The 13,101-nt window shown below is 74.2% G+C and carries 13 protein-coding genes; 7 read left to right on the top strand and 6 right to left on the bottom strand.

Going from position 1 to position 13,101, the window contains the following annotated elements:
- The first annotated feature begins 347 nt into the window (after positions 1–347).
- A complete protein-coding gene (locus DER29_RS14715; RefSeq protein ID WP_121397853.1) occupies positions 348–1,616 on the top strand; it encodes a hypothetical protein in 1,269 nt (422 codons plus the stop codon).
- Between the two features lie 23 nt (positions 1,617–1,639).
- Here the strand turns inward: DER29_RS14715 and DER29_RS14710 are convergent, their stop codons facing one another.
- From DER29_RS14710 to DER29_RS14700, 3 genes are all read right to left on the bottom strand, one after another.
- Entirely contained in the window at positions 1,640–2,575 is a 936-nt protein-coding gene (locus tag DER29_RS14710; protein WP_121397852.1) for a TauD/TfdA family dioxygenase, read from the bottom strand.
- An 87-nt stretch (positions 2,576–2,662) separates the two neighbouring features.
- Positions 2,663–3,421, bottom strand: a complete 759-nt coding sequence (locus DER29_RS14705) for a thioesterase II family protein (RefSeq protein WP_121397851.1) — start codon at positions 3,419–3,421, stop codon at positions 2,663–2,665.
- A gap of 273 nt (positions 3,422–3,694) precedes the next feature.
- Positions 3,695–4,084, bottom strand: a complete 390-nt coding sequence (locus tag DER29_RS14700; protein ID WP_121397850.1) for a DUF2267 domain-containing protein — start codon at positions 4,082–4,084, stop codon at positions 3,695–3,697.
- A 150-nt stretch (positions 4,085–4,234) separates the two neighbouring features.
- On the opposite strand from DER29_RS14700, the gene DER29_RS14695 reads away from it, so the two are divergent.
- The 3 genes from DER29_RS14695 (at position 4,235) to DER29_RS14685 (ending at position 6,515) form a co-directional block, all read left to right on the top strand.
- Positions 4,235–4,921 (top strand): helix-turn-helix domain-containing protein, encoded by a 687-nt coding sequence (locus DER29_RS14695; protein WP_121397849.1) that lies wholly within the window; start codon positions 4,235–4,237, stop codon positions 4,919–4,921.
- Positions 4,922–4,982: 61 nt separating this feature from the next.
- A complete protein-coding gene (arsB, locus tag DER29_RS14690) occupies positions 4,983–6,092 on the top strand; it encodes an ACR3 family arsenite efflux transporter (RefSeq protein WP_305036122.1) in 1,110 nt (369 codons plus the stop codon).
- A 15-nt stretch (positions 6,093–6,107) separates the two neighbouring features.
- Complete coding sequence (locus tag DER29_RS14685) at positions 6,108–6,515, top strand: arsenate reductase ArsC (protein WP_121397848.1); 408 nt, start codon at positions 6,108–6,110, stop codon at positions 6,513–6,515.
- Between the two features lie 15 nt (positions 6,516–6,530).
- Here the strand turns inward: DER29_RS14685 and DER29_RS14680 are convergent, their stop codons facing one another.
- Genes DER29_RS14680 through DER29_RS14670 form a run of 3 tightly spaced genes read right to left on the bottom strand, consistent with a single transcriptional unit; the run spans position 6,531 to position 9,741 of the window.
- The gene (locus DER29_RS14680) at positions 6,531–7,889 is read right to left on the bottom strand and encodes a hypothetical protein (protein WP_199729293.1); all 1,359 of its coding nucleotides are present in this window, start codon (positions 7,887–7,889) and stop codon (positions 6,531–6,533) included.
- Positions 7,886–8,704: a sugar phosphate isomerase/epimerase family protein gene (locus tag DER29_RS14675; protein ID WP_121397847.1), complete on the bottom strand. Its 819-nt coding sequence runs from the start codon at positions 8,702–8,704 to the stop codon at positions 7,886–7,888. The genes DER29_RS14680 and DER29_RS14675 overlap by 4 nt, the downstream gene beginning before the upstream one ends.
- The gene (locus DER29_RS14670; protein WP_121397846.1) at positions 8,704–9,741 is read right to left on the bottom strand and encodes a zinc-binding dehydrogenase; all 1,038 of its coding nucleotides are present in this window, start codon (positions 9,739–9,741) and stop codon (positions 8,704–8,706) included. Before DER29_RS14670 ends, DER29_RS14675 begins: the two co-directional genes overlap by 1 nt.
- A 116-nt stretch (positions 9,742–9,857) precedes the next feature.
- On the opposite strand from DER29_RS14670, the gene DER29_RS14665 reads away from it, so the two are divergent.
- The 3 genes from DER29_RS14665 to DER29_RS14655 are packed head-to-tail and all read left to right on the top strand — an operon-like array spanning position 9,858 to position 13,077.
- Positions 9,858–11,252, top strand: coding sequence for an ABC transporter substrate-binding protein (locus DER29_RS14665; protein WP_121397845.1), 1,395 nt, complete (start codon positions 9,858–9,860; stop codon positions 11,250–11,252).
- On the top strand, positions 11,249–12,211 hold the full coding sequence (locus DER29_RS14660) for a carbohydrate ABC transporter permease (protein WP_121397844.1): 963 nt from the start codon (positions 11,249–11,251) through the stop codon (positions 12,209–12,211). Before DER29_RS14665 ends, DER29_RS14660 begins: the two co-directional genes overlap by 4 nt.
- Positions 12,211–13,077 carry a carbohydrate ABC transporter permease gene (locus tag DER29_RS14655; RefSeq protein ID WP_121397843.1) on the top strand — a complete coding sequence of 289 codons (867 nt, stop codon included), beginning with the start codon at positions 12,211–12,213 and terminating at the stop codon, positions 13,075–13,077. The genes DER29_RS14660 and DER29_RS14655 overlap by 1 nt, the downstream gene beginning before the upstream one ends.
- Positions 13,078–13,101: the final 24 nt, after the last annotated feature.

The following is a 13,101-nucleotide window of genomic DNA, read 5'->3' as shown; positions in this document are numbered from 1 at the left end:
GTCTGTGGACCTCCGTGGGCTGCCGGGCCCGCAGGCCGCGTTCCCGGCTCCGCGCGCGCCGGTCGGCCCGCATCTCGGGTTGTCCCGCACCCCTTCTGGGCGCCCGGGAACTCGGAAAGTTGTCGCTGACCGTGCCGACGTCGTTCCGGCGGGCGTACGGTCCGCCGGGGCTCGGTTGCCGCGGACGTCGGCGACGACCGGCGATTACTTTCGGCGTCGATGTTGGAGGGGACCCTGCGGTTTCGTGACAGTCCAGTGACAAAACCGGCGGGCCGGCGGATCACCGGTTCCCGTCCCCGCTGAGTAGACAGGTGGTGAGCGGCCCCCCGAGCGGACACAGTGAAGCGGTGACGACCGACATCCGTACCCCCCTGGCCCGCTACGCCGACCGCCTGCACGCCGTGATCGGCGATGGGCACCACGTCGCCTCACCGCTCGGCGCGTGGCTGCTGCTGGCGCTCGCCGCGCCGGCCGCCACCGGCCCGACCCGTGCGGCGCTGGAGGAGGTGCTCGGCACCGACGTGGCGGCCGCCGCCGAGGCGGCTCACGGCCTGCTGGCGGCGCCGCACCCGCTGGTGCCCTCGGCGACCGCGTTCTGGCACCGGCCCGGCGTCGAGACGCCCGGGCTCGACGGGTGGCGGGCCGCCCTGCCCGCGTCGACCGGGACCGGGCCGCTGCCGGACCAGGCCGGGCTCGACGCGTGGGCCCGCGAGCACACGCTCGGCCTGATCGAGGCGTTCCCGCTGACGGTCACGCCGCAGGTGCTGCTGGTGCTGGCCAGCGCCCTGGCCACCCGGGTCTCGTGGGCGGCCCCGTTCGAGGTGGCGCCGGCCGACGCGCTCGGGCCCGGCAGCGCCTGGGCCGGCGGGCTGCGCCGGGCGCTGCGCAGCCCGGAGCACGGCCACCGCTGCTGGATCGCCGACACCGCGCGGGCCGGCACCGTCGCCGCGCACGCCGCCCCCGCCCAGCCGGCGCGGACCGCCGACGGGGCTGCCGGGCTGCTGGTGGTCTCCGTCGTCGCGGCACCCGACGTGCCCGCCGGGGACGTCCTCGCGGCGGCCCACGAGCTGGCGACGACCGCCGCCGACACGCCCGAGCGTGAGCTGCCCGCACGGCGGCGTTCCCTGTTCGACGTGCCGCTGGGCGAGGGCCCGCTGTGGACGCTGCGCGAGGAGCCGACCCGGACGTACGCGCCGGACGGCCGGGAGGAGCGGGCGACGGCGGTGCTGCCCTGCTGGTCGGCCCGCAGCCGGCACGAGCTGACCGCGCCCGGGCTGGGCTTCCCCGCCGTCGCGCGGGCGTTCGGCGAGTTGCTGGATTCGCCGGGGCTCGAGTTCGAGGCGGCCCAGGCGGCCATGGCCCGCTACGGCCGGTACGGCTTCGAGGCGGCGGCCGTCACCGCCTTCGGCGCGACGCTCAGCCTGCCGCCGGAGGGGGTGGCCCGGGTCGCGGAGCTGCGCTTCGGCCACCCGTACGCCGTGGTGGCGGTCGCCACCGACGAGCGGGCCGGCGACGGCGCGGCCGGCCCGTGGCACGGGGTGCCGGTCTTCTCCGCCTGGGTCGCCGACCCGGAGGAGCTGCCGGAGGCCGACGTCGCGGACCGCTACGAGGCGTAGCCCTGACCGGGACGCGACCCGGATCAGGGGGTGTGCGGCTCGGCCATGGCGACGGCGATCTTGCGGGGGCCGGTGAACGGCTCCCGCCCGTGCGCGGCGGTCATGTTGTCCACGACCAGCACGTCGTCGCGCCGGTAGTCGAAGCGGACGCTGGCCGCCCGGTACGCGGCCCGCAGGTGGTCCACGACGTCGGCGGGGATCTCGCCGCCGTCGCCGTAGTACGTGTTGGCCGGCAGTCCCTCGGTGCCGAACATGGCCAGCAGCCCTTCCTGGAGGTCCTCGGCGAGGGTGCTCACGTGGAAGAACGTGGCGTGGTTGAACCAGCGCGGGGTGTCCGAGCCGGGCCGGTGGTGCACGACGTCACGCACGGCGCGGGTACGCAGCCCGTCGGCGCCCCGCCACTCCAGCTCGATCCGGTTCGCCGCCGCGTACGCCTCGACCTCGGCACGGTCGTCGGTGCCGAAGACGTGCTGCCACGGGGTGCCGAAGTCACCGTGGAAGTTGCGCACCAGCATCCAACGGCGGCGGACAAACTCCTCGCGTACCGCCGGATCGATCTCGGCGTACACCCGGCGGACGTCGGCCAGCGGGGTGGCGCCCCGCGTCTGCGGCGGGGTGAGGCAGTAGAAGAACAACGTCAGCGGCCAGCGGGCCTGGTACGAGTTCTCGTTGTGCAGGAAGATCTCCTCGTTCGGCGGGTAGTCGGTCGAGGTGTAGACCCGGCCGGCGATGGCGTGCCGGGGCGACGAACGCTCGGTGTAGACCAGCGGCTCACCGGACAGCGCCCGCACCGCCCGGTCGAAGCCCTCGACGCCGCCGACGTCGAACCCGCGGAACAACAGCCCGCCGTGCTCCACCAGGCTCGCCCGCAACTCCGCGCGCCGGGCGGCGATCAGCTCGGTCAGCTCGCGGCCGTCGTTCTCGACGACGACCGGCAGCGTGGCGGTCCGGTCACTCATGCTCTCACTCCTGTCGTCGCCCGCCGTCGCCGCGGGCGGTCGCGGGACAGCGGGATGGCGGCCCCGACGGCGGCCGGGGCGGGCGGCTCACCCGTGGTGGCGGGTGGCCGCGTCGGTGCGGGCGGCGGTGAGGTCCGCCCGGATCACGGCGAGCAGATCGGGCAGCCGCTCGTTGAGAAAGAAGTGCCCGCCGTCGATCTCGTGCAGGGTGAAGCCGGCGGCGCTGTGCTCCCGCCAGCCGTCGCTGTGCTCCCGGCTGACGGTGTTGTCGCCGCGGCCGCTGAACGCCACGATCGGCATCGGCAGCGGCTCCTCGGGGGTGTAGCGGTAGTCGTCCACCTGGGCGAAGTCGGCGCGCAGCAGGGGTAGCAGCAACTCGACCAGCTCCGGATACTCCAGCAGCCCGGCCGGCATCCCGCCGCCGGCCTCCAGGCGGCGCAGCAGCTCGCCGTCGTCCACCCGGGACAGCCCGTCGAAGTGGCTGGGCGCGTGGACGTGCGGGGCGCGGGCGCCGCCGACGTAGAGCCGCAGCGGCAGTGGACGTCCGGCGCGGCGCAGTTCACGGACGACCTCGAAGCCGACCCGGCCGCCCATCGAGTGACCGTAGATCGCGTACGGGCCACGGATCCGTTCGGCGATGGCGTACGCGACGTCGACGACCTCGAACACCGGGTTCTCGCCGATCCGGTTCTCGCGGCCGGGCAGTTGCACCGGCAGCACCTCGACGTCGGGGCCGAGCCCGTCCTGCCAGCGCCGGAAGACGGTCGCGCCTCCGCCCGCGTAGGGCAGGCAGAACAGTTGGACCGGCGCCGGGTGCCAGCCGCCGGCGGAGAGGAACCAGGTCACCGCGCGCCTTCCGTCGAGGGGGACCGCTCCGGTGCCGCTGCCGCCGGAACGGGGTGACGGGTCGGTCCGGCGCGCCGGACCGACCGAGGTGCGGCGCCCTCCGAGGCATCGGCGGGCCGACCGCGATCGGGCCGCTCGCCATGCTCCAGGAGGGGCCTCATGGTCTGCCTATACCTTCACGTCGGAAGCAGCATAGGCTCGATGCCCGCGCCCCGCGAGGATCCGCGTGGCATGCCGCGGCGACGGGTGAGCGGGCGGTGACGGAGTGGCCGGTCAGGCGTCGTCCGGCCGGGGGATCGGTTGGGTCATGCCGTCGAAGTCCCGGGGCAGCCGGGCCACCATCTCGCGGAACTCGTCGACGGTGACCGCCTCCCGCAGGGTGGCGAAGACGGCACCGGTTCCCGCCCGGGCGGTGGCCTCGTCCGTCCCGGCCCGCTCCCCCACCCGACGCACGAAGTCCGCCGGACCGGGCGCGCCGCCCGGGCCGTCGCCGGAGCCGGTCCCCGCGAGATAGCCGTCGAGTTCGTCGGGGAGGCGACCGGCCGCACCGCCGCCCATCCGTTCCACCATGGTCTGCAACACGGCCCGGGCGATCGTGGCGGCCTGGGCGGTGGGCAGTCCGGCGCGGCGGGACACCGCATCGACGAATAGGGGAAACCGCACGGCAGGCTCCTGTCGTCACCGGGCCCGCGCTTACCCGCCCCCGGTGCCGGCAAACGGCCTCCCCGCCGGGGGCGGGCGTCGCGCGTACGGAAGGTGCGCCGCGCCACCGCCGCTTGACACCGACCAGATAGCTCAGTCATGGTTGAGTCAATGAACGCTGAAGCTTCCCTGGCTGCGCGCGCCCGGATCCACGCCGCCCTCGGCGACCCGGCGCGCCTGGCGATCGTGGACGCGCTGCTGCTCGGCGACGCCTCCCCCGGCGAGATAGCCCACGCCCTGGACCTGCCAACCAACCTGGTGGCCCACCACGTCAAGGTGCTCACCGACGCCGGCCTGGTCACCCGCACGCGTTCCGAGGGCGACCGGCGCCGCACCTACCTGCGGCTGCGCCCGGCGGCCCTGTCGACGCTGGCCCCGCCGCCACTGGCCGAGGCGGGCCGGGTGGTCTTCGTCTGCACCCACAACTCGGCCCGCTCCCAGCTCGCCGCCGCCCTCTGGGCGCGGCGCACGCACGCCCCGGCCGCGTCGGCAGGCACCGACCCCGCCCCCCGGGTGCACCCGCGCGCCGTGGCGGTGGCCCGCCGCCACGGACTGCGCCTCGACCCGGTCGGCACCGCCCACGTCGACGACGTCGTCCGCGCCGGGGACCTGGTCGTCGCCGTCTGCGACAACGCGCACGAGGGCTTCGGCGGTGCGGCCCGGCCCCGCCTGCACTGGTCGGTGCCGGATCCCGTCCGCGTCGACACCGACGAGGCGTTCGAGGCGGCGTACGCCGAACTCGAGGCGCGGGTCGACCGGCTCGCCCCCGCCGTCGCCGCCGCCGGAGCGCCGAGCTGACCGCCGTCCGCCCGCACCACCCGACCGCCGCACCCGCACCGACGACCCGAACGGGAGCCCCGTGAGCACCACCACCCACGACGATCCGGCCGACGTGGCCGTGGTGGGACGCCTGTCCCGCCTCGACCGGTTCCTGCCGCTCTGGATCGGCCTCGCGATGGCTGCCGGCCTCCTCCTCGGCCGGCTGGTCCCGGGCCTGGACGCCGCGCTGGACGCGGTACGGATCGGCGGCGTCTCGCTGCCCATCGCCCTCGGGCTGCTGATCATGATGTACCCGGTGCTGGCCAAGGTCCGCTACGACCGGCTCGGCGCCGTCACCGGTGACCGGCGGCTGCTGCTCTCCTCGCTGGCCCTGAACTGGATCGTCGGGCCCGCGCTGATGTTCGCGCTGGCCTGGTTCTTCCTGGCCGACCAGCCGGAGTACCGCACCGGCCTGATCATCGTCGGGCTGGCCCGCTGCATCGCCATGGTGGTCATCTGGAACGACCTGGCCTGCGGCGACCGGGACGCCGCCGCCGTGCTGGTCGCGCTCAACTCGGTGTTCCAGGTGCTCGCGTTCGGCGTGCTCGGCTGGTTCTACCTCGCGGTCCTGCCGGGCTGGCTGGGCCTGGAGGGCGCCGAGCTGACCGTGTCGGGCTGGGACATCGCCCGTAACGTGCTGATCTTCCTCGGCGTCCCGCTGCTCGCCGGCTACCTCACCCGCCGTCTCGGCGAGCGGGCCCGGGGCCGCGACTGGTACGAGCGCCGGTTCCTGCCGAGGATCGGCCCCACGGCGCTGTACGGGCTGCTCTTCACCATCGTCGTCCTGTTCGCCCTCCAGGGCGAGGCGATCACCGACCGACCGCTGGACGTGGCCCGCATCGCCCTGCCGCTGCTGGTCTACTTCGCGGTGATGTGGGCCGGGTCGTACGCCCTCGGACGGGCGGTCGGCCTCAGCTACGCGCGCACCACGACGCTGGCCTTCACCGCCGCCGGCAACAACTTCGAGCTCGCCATCGCCGTCGCCATCGGCACCTTCGGCGTCACGTCCGGGCAGGCCCTGGCGGGCGTGGTCGGGCCGCTGATCGAGGTGCCGGTCCTGGTCGCCCTCGTCCACGTCTCGCTGTGGGCACGCCACCGGTTCTTCCCGTCGCCCGTCCCGGGCCGGCCCACCGTCCCCGTCGCGCGCTGAGAGGAAGCACCTTCCATGACCACGAAGCCCACCGTCCTCTTCGTCTGCGTACACAACGCCGGCCGTTCGCAGATGGCCGCCGGCTGGCTGCGGCACCTCGCCGGCGACGCCGTCGAGGTGCGCTCCGCCGGGTCGGCGCCGGCCGGGACCGTCAACCCGGCCGCCGTCGAGGCGATGCGGGAGGTCGGCATCGACATCAGCGCACAGACGCCGACCCTGCTCGAGTACGCCACCGCCGAGTCCTCCGACGTGATCGTCACGATGGGCTGCGGCGACGCCTGCCCGGTCTTCCCCGGCCGGCGCTACGAGGACTGGCAGCTCGACGACCCGGCCGGCAAGGGCGTCGAGGACGTCCGGCCGATCCGCGACGAGATCCGGGCGCGGGTGCAGCGGCTGCTGCGCGAGCTGGTCCCGGCCGGCTGAGCGGCGCGGGCCGGCTCAGCCGGCCGGGTCGTCGGCGAGGACGTCGAGCAGCAGCGCGGCCGTCCAGCCGAACGCCGGCGAGCCCAGCCCGGCCCCGGTGTCCGGGTGGAAGTACTCGTGGCAGCCGGAGCGGGCCACCAGCTCGATCATCGAGTCGCGCAGGCCGGCCGCCAGGTCCGGGCGGCCGTGGCGCAGCAGCCCCCGACGCACCAGCCAGTTGACGTTCATCCAGCTCGGCCCGCGCCAGTAGCGCAGCGGCTCGAAGTCCGGCGCGGTGCGGTCGTGGCTGGGCAGCGGCCGGTCCATCCGGGCGGCCAGCCCGAAGCGCGGCGAGCACGCCTCCGCGACCAGCGCCGACACCTGCCGCGCGGGCAGGTCGGGCAGGACCAGCGGGGCCAGGCCGAGCACCGTGCGGGCCGGCACGAGGCGGTCGGCGCGCAGGTCCCGGGGGTGGAAGGTGCCGGTCGTCGGGTCGTACAGCCGGCGCACCAGGGCCTCGGTGATCCGCGCGGCGCGCTCCCGGTGCGGGCCGGGGTCGGCGCCGACCAGCGGCGCGATCCGGGCGAGGGCGTGCTCCGCGGCGCCCATGGCGGCGTTAACCAGCGGGCACTCCACCAGGAACGGGTGCCGGCCGGCGAGGTCGTCGTCGCGGTAGCGGCGCTCGCGGTAGGCCGCCACGATCGCGACGTAGCGCGCGTAGTCGAGGTCCGTGGGGCGGTGCGCGGCGTCGGCGTGCGCGGTGTCGTGCCGGCGGTACGCGCGCATGACGGCCGCGTCGGCGGGCACTGCCGCCATCGGGGCGTCCCAGGCGGGGCTGTTGTCCAGCCCGGACTCCCACGGGTGGACGATGCAGGCCAGCCCGCCCCCGCCGACGTCCCGGCGGGTGGCGAGGTAGCGCTGCTGGGCCACCAGCCGGGGATAGAGCCGGCGCAGCGCCGCCCGCCCGGCCCCGGAGGGGGACCGCCGGTACGCCAGCCAGGCGGCGGGCGCGTGCACGGGCGGCTGGATCAGCCCGGAGGTGGCGACCGCCGGGGCGCCCTCGGCGAGCCCCGACTCCCAGAACTCCGGCCCCGGGAAGTACGAGCCGACCCGCAGCGCGGGGTTGAACACGATGTGCGGCACCCGCCCGTCGACCCACTGGGCCCGGAACAGGCTGGCCAGCTCGCACCAGGCGCGGTCGGGGCGGACGTGGGACCAGCCGATGGCGATGAACGCCGAGTCCCAGCTCCACTGGTGCGGGTAGAGGGTGCGCGAGGGCACCGTGTGGTCGTGTTCCCAGTTGGCTTCGAGGGTGGCGACGGCGAGGCGGCGCAGGGCCGCGACGTCGCGGGCCCCGGCGGTGGTGTGCGGGCCGCCGGCGGTCCCGGTGCTCACGCCGCCGCCTGCCGGGGCTGGGCGTGCCGCAGCACGGCGGCGGCCTGGTGCAGGGCGCGTACGGGGTCGCCGCGCAGCCGGCACTCCAGCGCCAGCCAGCCCCGGTAGTCGATCTCCAGCAGGGTGCGGACCAGTGCCGGCCAGTCGAGGTGCCCGGCGCCGGGCTGGTGGCGGTTGGAGTCGCTGACCTGCACGTGCCCGAGGTACGGCGCGGCGGCGCGCACCGCCCGGTGCACGTCGTCCTCCTCGATGTTCATGTGGAAGGTGTCCGCCACCACCCGCACCGAGGGCAGCCCGACGGCCGCGCAGAGGGCGACCGCGTCGGCGAGCCGGTTGACCATGTGGTCCTCGTACCGGTTGAGCGGTTCCAGGAAGAGGGTGACCCCCTCGGCGCGGGCGTGCTCCCCCAGCTCGCCCAGGGCGTCGACGAGCACCTGCCGGTCGCCGGCGGGTGAGCGGGGCGGCTCGAACGGCGGCAGCCGCCGGGAGAACATCCCCCACGCGGCCGGGGTCATCGCGCCGACGCCGCCGACCTCGGCGATCACGGAGAGCTGGGAGCGCAGGTTGCGCACCGCGTCGCGGGAGCGATCGGGGTCGAAGTCGCCGATGAAGTGGTCCATCTCCACGCAGACGGTGGGCATGAGCACCCCGGCGGCGCGGGCCCGGCGCAGCTCGGGCAGCCGGCGGGCGAGGCCGAGGTCGCCGGAGCCGCGCAGCTCGATCGCGTCGTAGCCGAGCGCGGTGGCGAGCGCGTACTTCTGGATCAGGTCGGTGCCCGGCAGGAGCTGCTCCTGACAGGCCAGGGGAATCGTCATCAGAACCTCAGCACCACTTGGAGGACGTCAGCGTCACCGCGGTCGAGCAGCGCCAGCGCGTCGGCCACCGCGCTCGCGTCGACGACGTGGCTCACCAGCGGCAGCGGGTCGACGCTGCCCTCGGCCACCAGGTCCATGAAGGTGTGTGCGACGCGGGCCCCGGTCCACCGGCCGGCCATGCCGGGCGCCGGGGTCGGCCCGGAGACCTGGGCCGCCACCAGCTGGATCCGGTTGTGGTGGAACTCCTCACCCAGGCCGAGCCCGTCGGCCTGTCCCTGGTAGAAGCCGGCGGCCACGACGCGGCCGGCGTGGGCGGTGGAGCGGATCGCCTCGTGCAGCGCCGGGTACGCCCCGGACAGTTCCAGGCAGACGTCCGCGCCCCGGCCGCCGGTGGCCCGGCGCAACACGGCCGCGGCCGACTCGGCGCCCGCGTCGACGACGGTCCGGGCGCCAAGCCGGCCGGCGTGCGCCAGCCGGGCGGGCACCCGGTCGACGGCGACCACCCGCGCGCCGGAGAGGACGGCGAGCCGGGTGGCGAGCAGCCCGATGACGCCCTGCCCGAAGACCGCGACCCAGTCGCCCAGGTGCAGGTCACCGGCGAGCACGGTGGTGAGGGCGATCTCCCCGGGGCGGGCGAAGACCGCGGCGAGGGGGTCCAGCCCGGCGGGCAGCGGATGCACCGCGTCGGCGGGCACGACCGCCTCGGCGCGGTGCCCCCAGATGCCCCAGACGACCTGCCCGGCCCGGCGGTCGGCCACGTCGGGCGCGACCTCGACGATCTCGCCGACCTCCTCGTAGCCGAAGCCCACCAGCGGGTACGGCACGGCGGTCTGCCGGGGCACGAACATCCGGCTGACGTCGTCCCAGTCCTTGCTCAGCCGGGGATTGCTGCCCCGGTAGAGGGTGAGCTCCGTGCCGGCCGAGATGCCGGAGTAGCAGGTGCGGATCCGGACCTGGCCGGGGCCGAGCGGATCCGGGGGGCAGGGCTCGAGGCTGATCCGTCGGGGCCCGGCGAGTGAGACAACCCAGTTGACCATGAGTCACATCCCGGTAGCACTGGGCTCCATCGTAGGCAGAAAATCGGTATATGTCTTGTAATTGATCAATCCAACGCGTTGAATCCCTTCTATACCCTTCGAGAGGAGTGCCACCGATGTCAGCACCTCCGATGCGGATACTCGCCGCCACCCTGATCATGGCAGTCACCGGGGCCGGCCTGCTGGCCTGCGGCGACGAAGAATCCGACAGCAACAGCAAAAAGATCACCGTGTGGAGCCTGGAGGACGTGGCCGACCGGGTCACCGCAACCAAGGCGATCATCGCGGACTTCACCGCCAGCACCGGCATCGCCGTCGACCTGGTCACCGTCAACGAGGACCAGTTCCCCGCCCTGATCGCCTCCAGCGCCGCCGCCGGTGAACTGCCCGACGTGGTCGGTTCGGTGTCGCTCGCCGGCGTGCGCACCCTCGCCGGCAACGAACTGCTGCACCCCTCGGCGAACGCGGAGGTCGTCGAGAAGCTCGGTCGGCAGACCTTCTCGCCGCGGGCCCTGGAGCTGACCGCCGACGACGGCCGGCAGCTCGCCGTGCCCAGCGACGGCTGGGGCCAACTGCTCGTCTACCGCAAGGACCTGTTCGCCGCCGCCGGGCTGCCCGCCCCCGACACGTACGAGAGGATCGTCGCCGCCGCGACGAAGCTCAACACCGGCGGCGTCGCGGGCATCACCGCCGCCACCGCCCCCGGCGACGTGTTCACCCAGCAGACCTTCGAACACCTCGCGCTGGCCAACAACTGCCAGCTCACCGACGACTCCGGGGCCGTGCGGCTGGACTCACCGGAGTGCGTCGAGGCGTTCCGGTTCTACGGCGACCTGATGCGCACCAGCTCGGTCAAGGGCGCGCAGGACGTCGACACCACCCGGGCCACCTACTTCGCCGGCAAGGCGGCCATGCTGGTCTGGTCGCCGTTCATCCTCGACGAGCTGGCCGGCCTGCGCAACGACGCCAAGCCGACCTGCCCGCAGTGCCAGGCCGACCCGACGTTCCTCGCGAAGAACAGCGGCTTCGTCACCGCGGTCAAGGGCCCGAACGGCGCCGAACCCGCCCAGTACGGCGAGATCAGCTCCTGGGCCGTGCTCGACGGCGCCGCCGCCGACCCGGCGAGGTCCTTCGTGGAGCACATGCTCGGCGACGGCTACCCGCGCTGGTTCGGCATGTCCCCCGAGGGGCGCTTCCCCGTCCGTAAGGGCACCGCCCAGGAGCCGGAGAAGTTCCTCACCGCCTGGAACACCAGTCAGGCCGGCGTCGACGCCAAGAAGCCGCTCTCCGAGGTCTACGGCGACGAGGTGCTGGCGGCCCTGCGCCGCAGCCCCGACACCTTCCAGCGCTGGGGCCTCACGCAGGGCCAGGGCAAGCTCGTCGGCGCGATCCTCGGCGAGCTGCCGGTGCCCAAGGCCCTGAACGACGTGGTCGCCGGCAAGACCGACGCCGCCGCGGCCGCCGGGCGGGCGAAGAAGGACGTGGAGGCGATCAAGGCGGGCGTCAATTGACCACCGCCCCACCGGACACCGGCCGCTCCCCCGCCCGGGAGCGGCCGGCCCCGGCCCGCCGCCGCAGACCACTGACCCTGCGCCGCCGCGAGTCCCGCGCCGGGCTCGCGCTGGTCGCCCCGACCCTGCTCGTCGTGGTCGCCGTGATCGGCATCCCCATCGTCTGGACCGTCGTGCTGGCCTTCCAGCGCGTACGCCTGGCGACGCTGCGGCGTACGGGGCTGTTCGGCGAGTTCACGATGGACAACGTCCAGCGGGTGCTGAACACCCCGGGCTTCGCCGACACGCTGTGGACCACCCTGGTCTACGCCGTGGCGAGCACCGCCGGCTCGATCGTGCTCGGCCTGGTGGCGGCGCTGGTCGTCCGCCGGCCGTTCCGGGGTCGCACCCTGGTGCGCGCGTCGATGCTGCTGCCGTACGTGGCGCCGGTGGTCGCGGTCACCTTCGTCTGGCAGGTGATGCTCGACCCGCAGCTCGGCATCGTCAACGACTGGGGCCGGCGGTTCCTGGGCTGGGACACCCCGGTGCCGTTCCTGTCCCAGGAGTCGACCGCCCTGGCCACGGTCGTCGCCTTCGAGGCGTGGCGCTACTTCCCCTTCGCCTTCCTGTTCCTGCTCGCCCGGCTCCAGGCGGTGCCAGGGGAGCTGGAGGAGGCGGCCCGGGTCGACGGGGCCACGCCCAGCCAGCGGTTCCGGCACATCCTGCTGCCGCAGCTGCTGCCGGTGATCGGCCTGCTGGGGGTGCTGCGGTTCATCATGACGTTCAACAAGTTCGACGACGTCTACCTGCTCACCGGCGGGGCCGCCGGCACCGAGGTGGTCAGCGTCCGGGTCTACGAGTTCCTGACCGCGCGTACGGACATCGGCGCGGCGGCGGCGCAGGCGGTCGTGCTCGCCGTGGTGCTCATCGTGTTCGTGGTGGTGTACCTGCGCTTCTTCGGCGGACGGAGGGACGGCTGATGGACCGGGACCGGATCGAGACGGTGGGCCTGCGCTGGCTGCGCCGGTTGGTGATCGCCGCGTTCCTGCTGGTCACCGTCTTCCCCTTCTACTACATGCTGGTGCTCTCGGTGCGCCCCATCGAGCGGCTGCTGCTCGACCCCGGCTCGCTGGTGGTGGGCCTCGGCGAGCTGACCTTCGACACGTACGCCGAGGTGGTGAAGGCCGTCGACGACGGCGGCCAGGGGTTCCTCACCTTCATGCGCAACAGCGGCCTGGTCGCCGTCGCGGCGACGCTGCTGACGCTGGCCGTGGCGATCCCCGGCGCGTACGCGGTCGCCCGGCTGCGGTTCTTCGGCCGGCGGCAGGTCGACTTCCTCTTCCTGGCGGTCTACCTGTTCCCGTCGATCGTCATCGCCATCCCGCTCTTCGTGGTCTTCACCCGGGCCGGGCTGCGCGGCTCGCTGCTCGGCCTGGTGCTGGTCTACATCTCGCAGACCCTGCCGGTCTCGGTCTACATGCTGCGCAACTACTTCGAGACCATCCCGGTCAGCCTGGAGGAGTCGGCCGCGATCGACGGCGCCGGGCGGCTCGGCATCATCCGCCGGATCAGCCTCCCCCTGGCGGCGCCGTCCATCATGGCCGTCGCCCTGTACGACTTCATGATCGCCTGGAACGAGTTCCTGTTCGCCCTGCTGTTCCTGGTGGACAAGCCGCACCGGTGGACGGTGTCGCTGGGGCTGGCGCAGCTCGCGGACGGCGTCGAGGTGCCGAAGACGGTGCTGATGGCCGGCTCTGTGATCCTCACCCTGCCCATCGTGATCCTCTTCTTCGCCAGCGAGCGCCTGCTCACCGAGGGGCTCACCAGCGGCGCGGAGAAGGGCTGAGGCCGTGGGCGGGGTTGCCGCGCC

This window comes from Micromonospora sp. M71_S20 (assembly GCF_003664255.1).
GTDB lineage: Bacteria > Actinomycetota > Actinomycetes > Mycobacteriales > Micromonosporaceae > Micromonospora.
This window is presented reverse-complemented; position numbering and strand designations above follow the sequence as displayed.

What these genes read in the sequence shown, in the direction of transcription:
- DER29_RS14710 (WP_121397852.1), bottom strand. Translation starts at nt 2,575, where the DNA reads ATGAGTGACCGGACCGCCACGCTGCCGGTCGTCGTCGAGAACGACGGC.
- DER29_RS14695 (WP_121397849.1), top strand. Translation starts at nt 4,235, where the DNA reads ATGAACGCTGAAGCTTCCCTGGCTGCGCGCGCCCGGATCCACGCCGCC.
- DER29_RS14685 (WP_121397848.1), top strand. Translation starts at nt 6,108, where the DNA reads ATGACCACGAAGCCCACCGTCCTCTTCGTCTGCGTACACAACGCCGGC.
- DER29_RS14675 (WP_121397847.1), bottom strand. Translation starts at nt 8,704, where the DNA reads ATGACGATTCCCCTGGCCTGTCAGGAGCAGCTCCTGCCGGGCACCGAC.
- DER29_RS14670 (WP_121397846.1), bottom strand. Translation starts at nt 9,741, where the DNA reads ATGGTCAACTGGGTTGTCTCACTCGCCGGGCCCCGACGGATCAGCCTC.
- DER29_RS14665 (WP_121397845.1), top strand. Translation starts at nt 9,858, where the DNA reads ATGTCAGCACCTCCGATGCGGATACTCGCCGCCACCCTGATCATGGCA.
- DER29_RS14655 (WP_121397843.1), top strand. Translation starts at nt 12,211, where the DNA reads ATGGACCGGGACCGGATCGAGACGGTGGGCCTGCGCTGGCTGCGCCGG.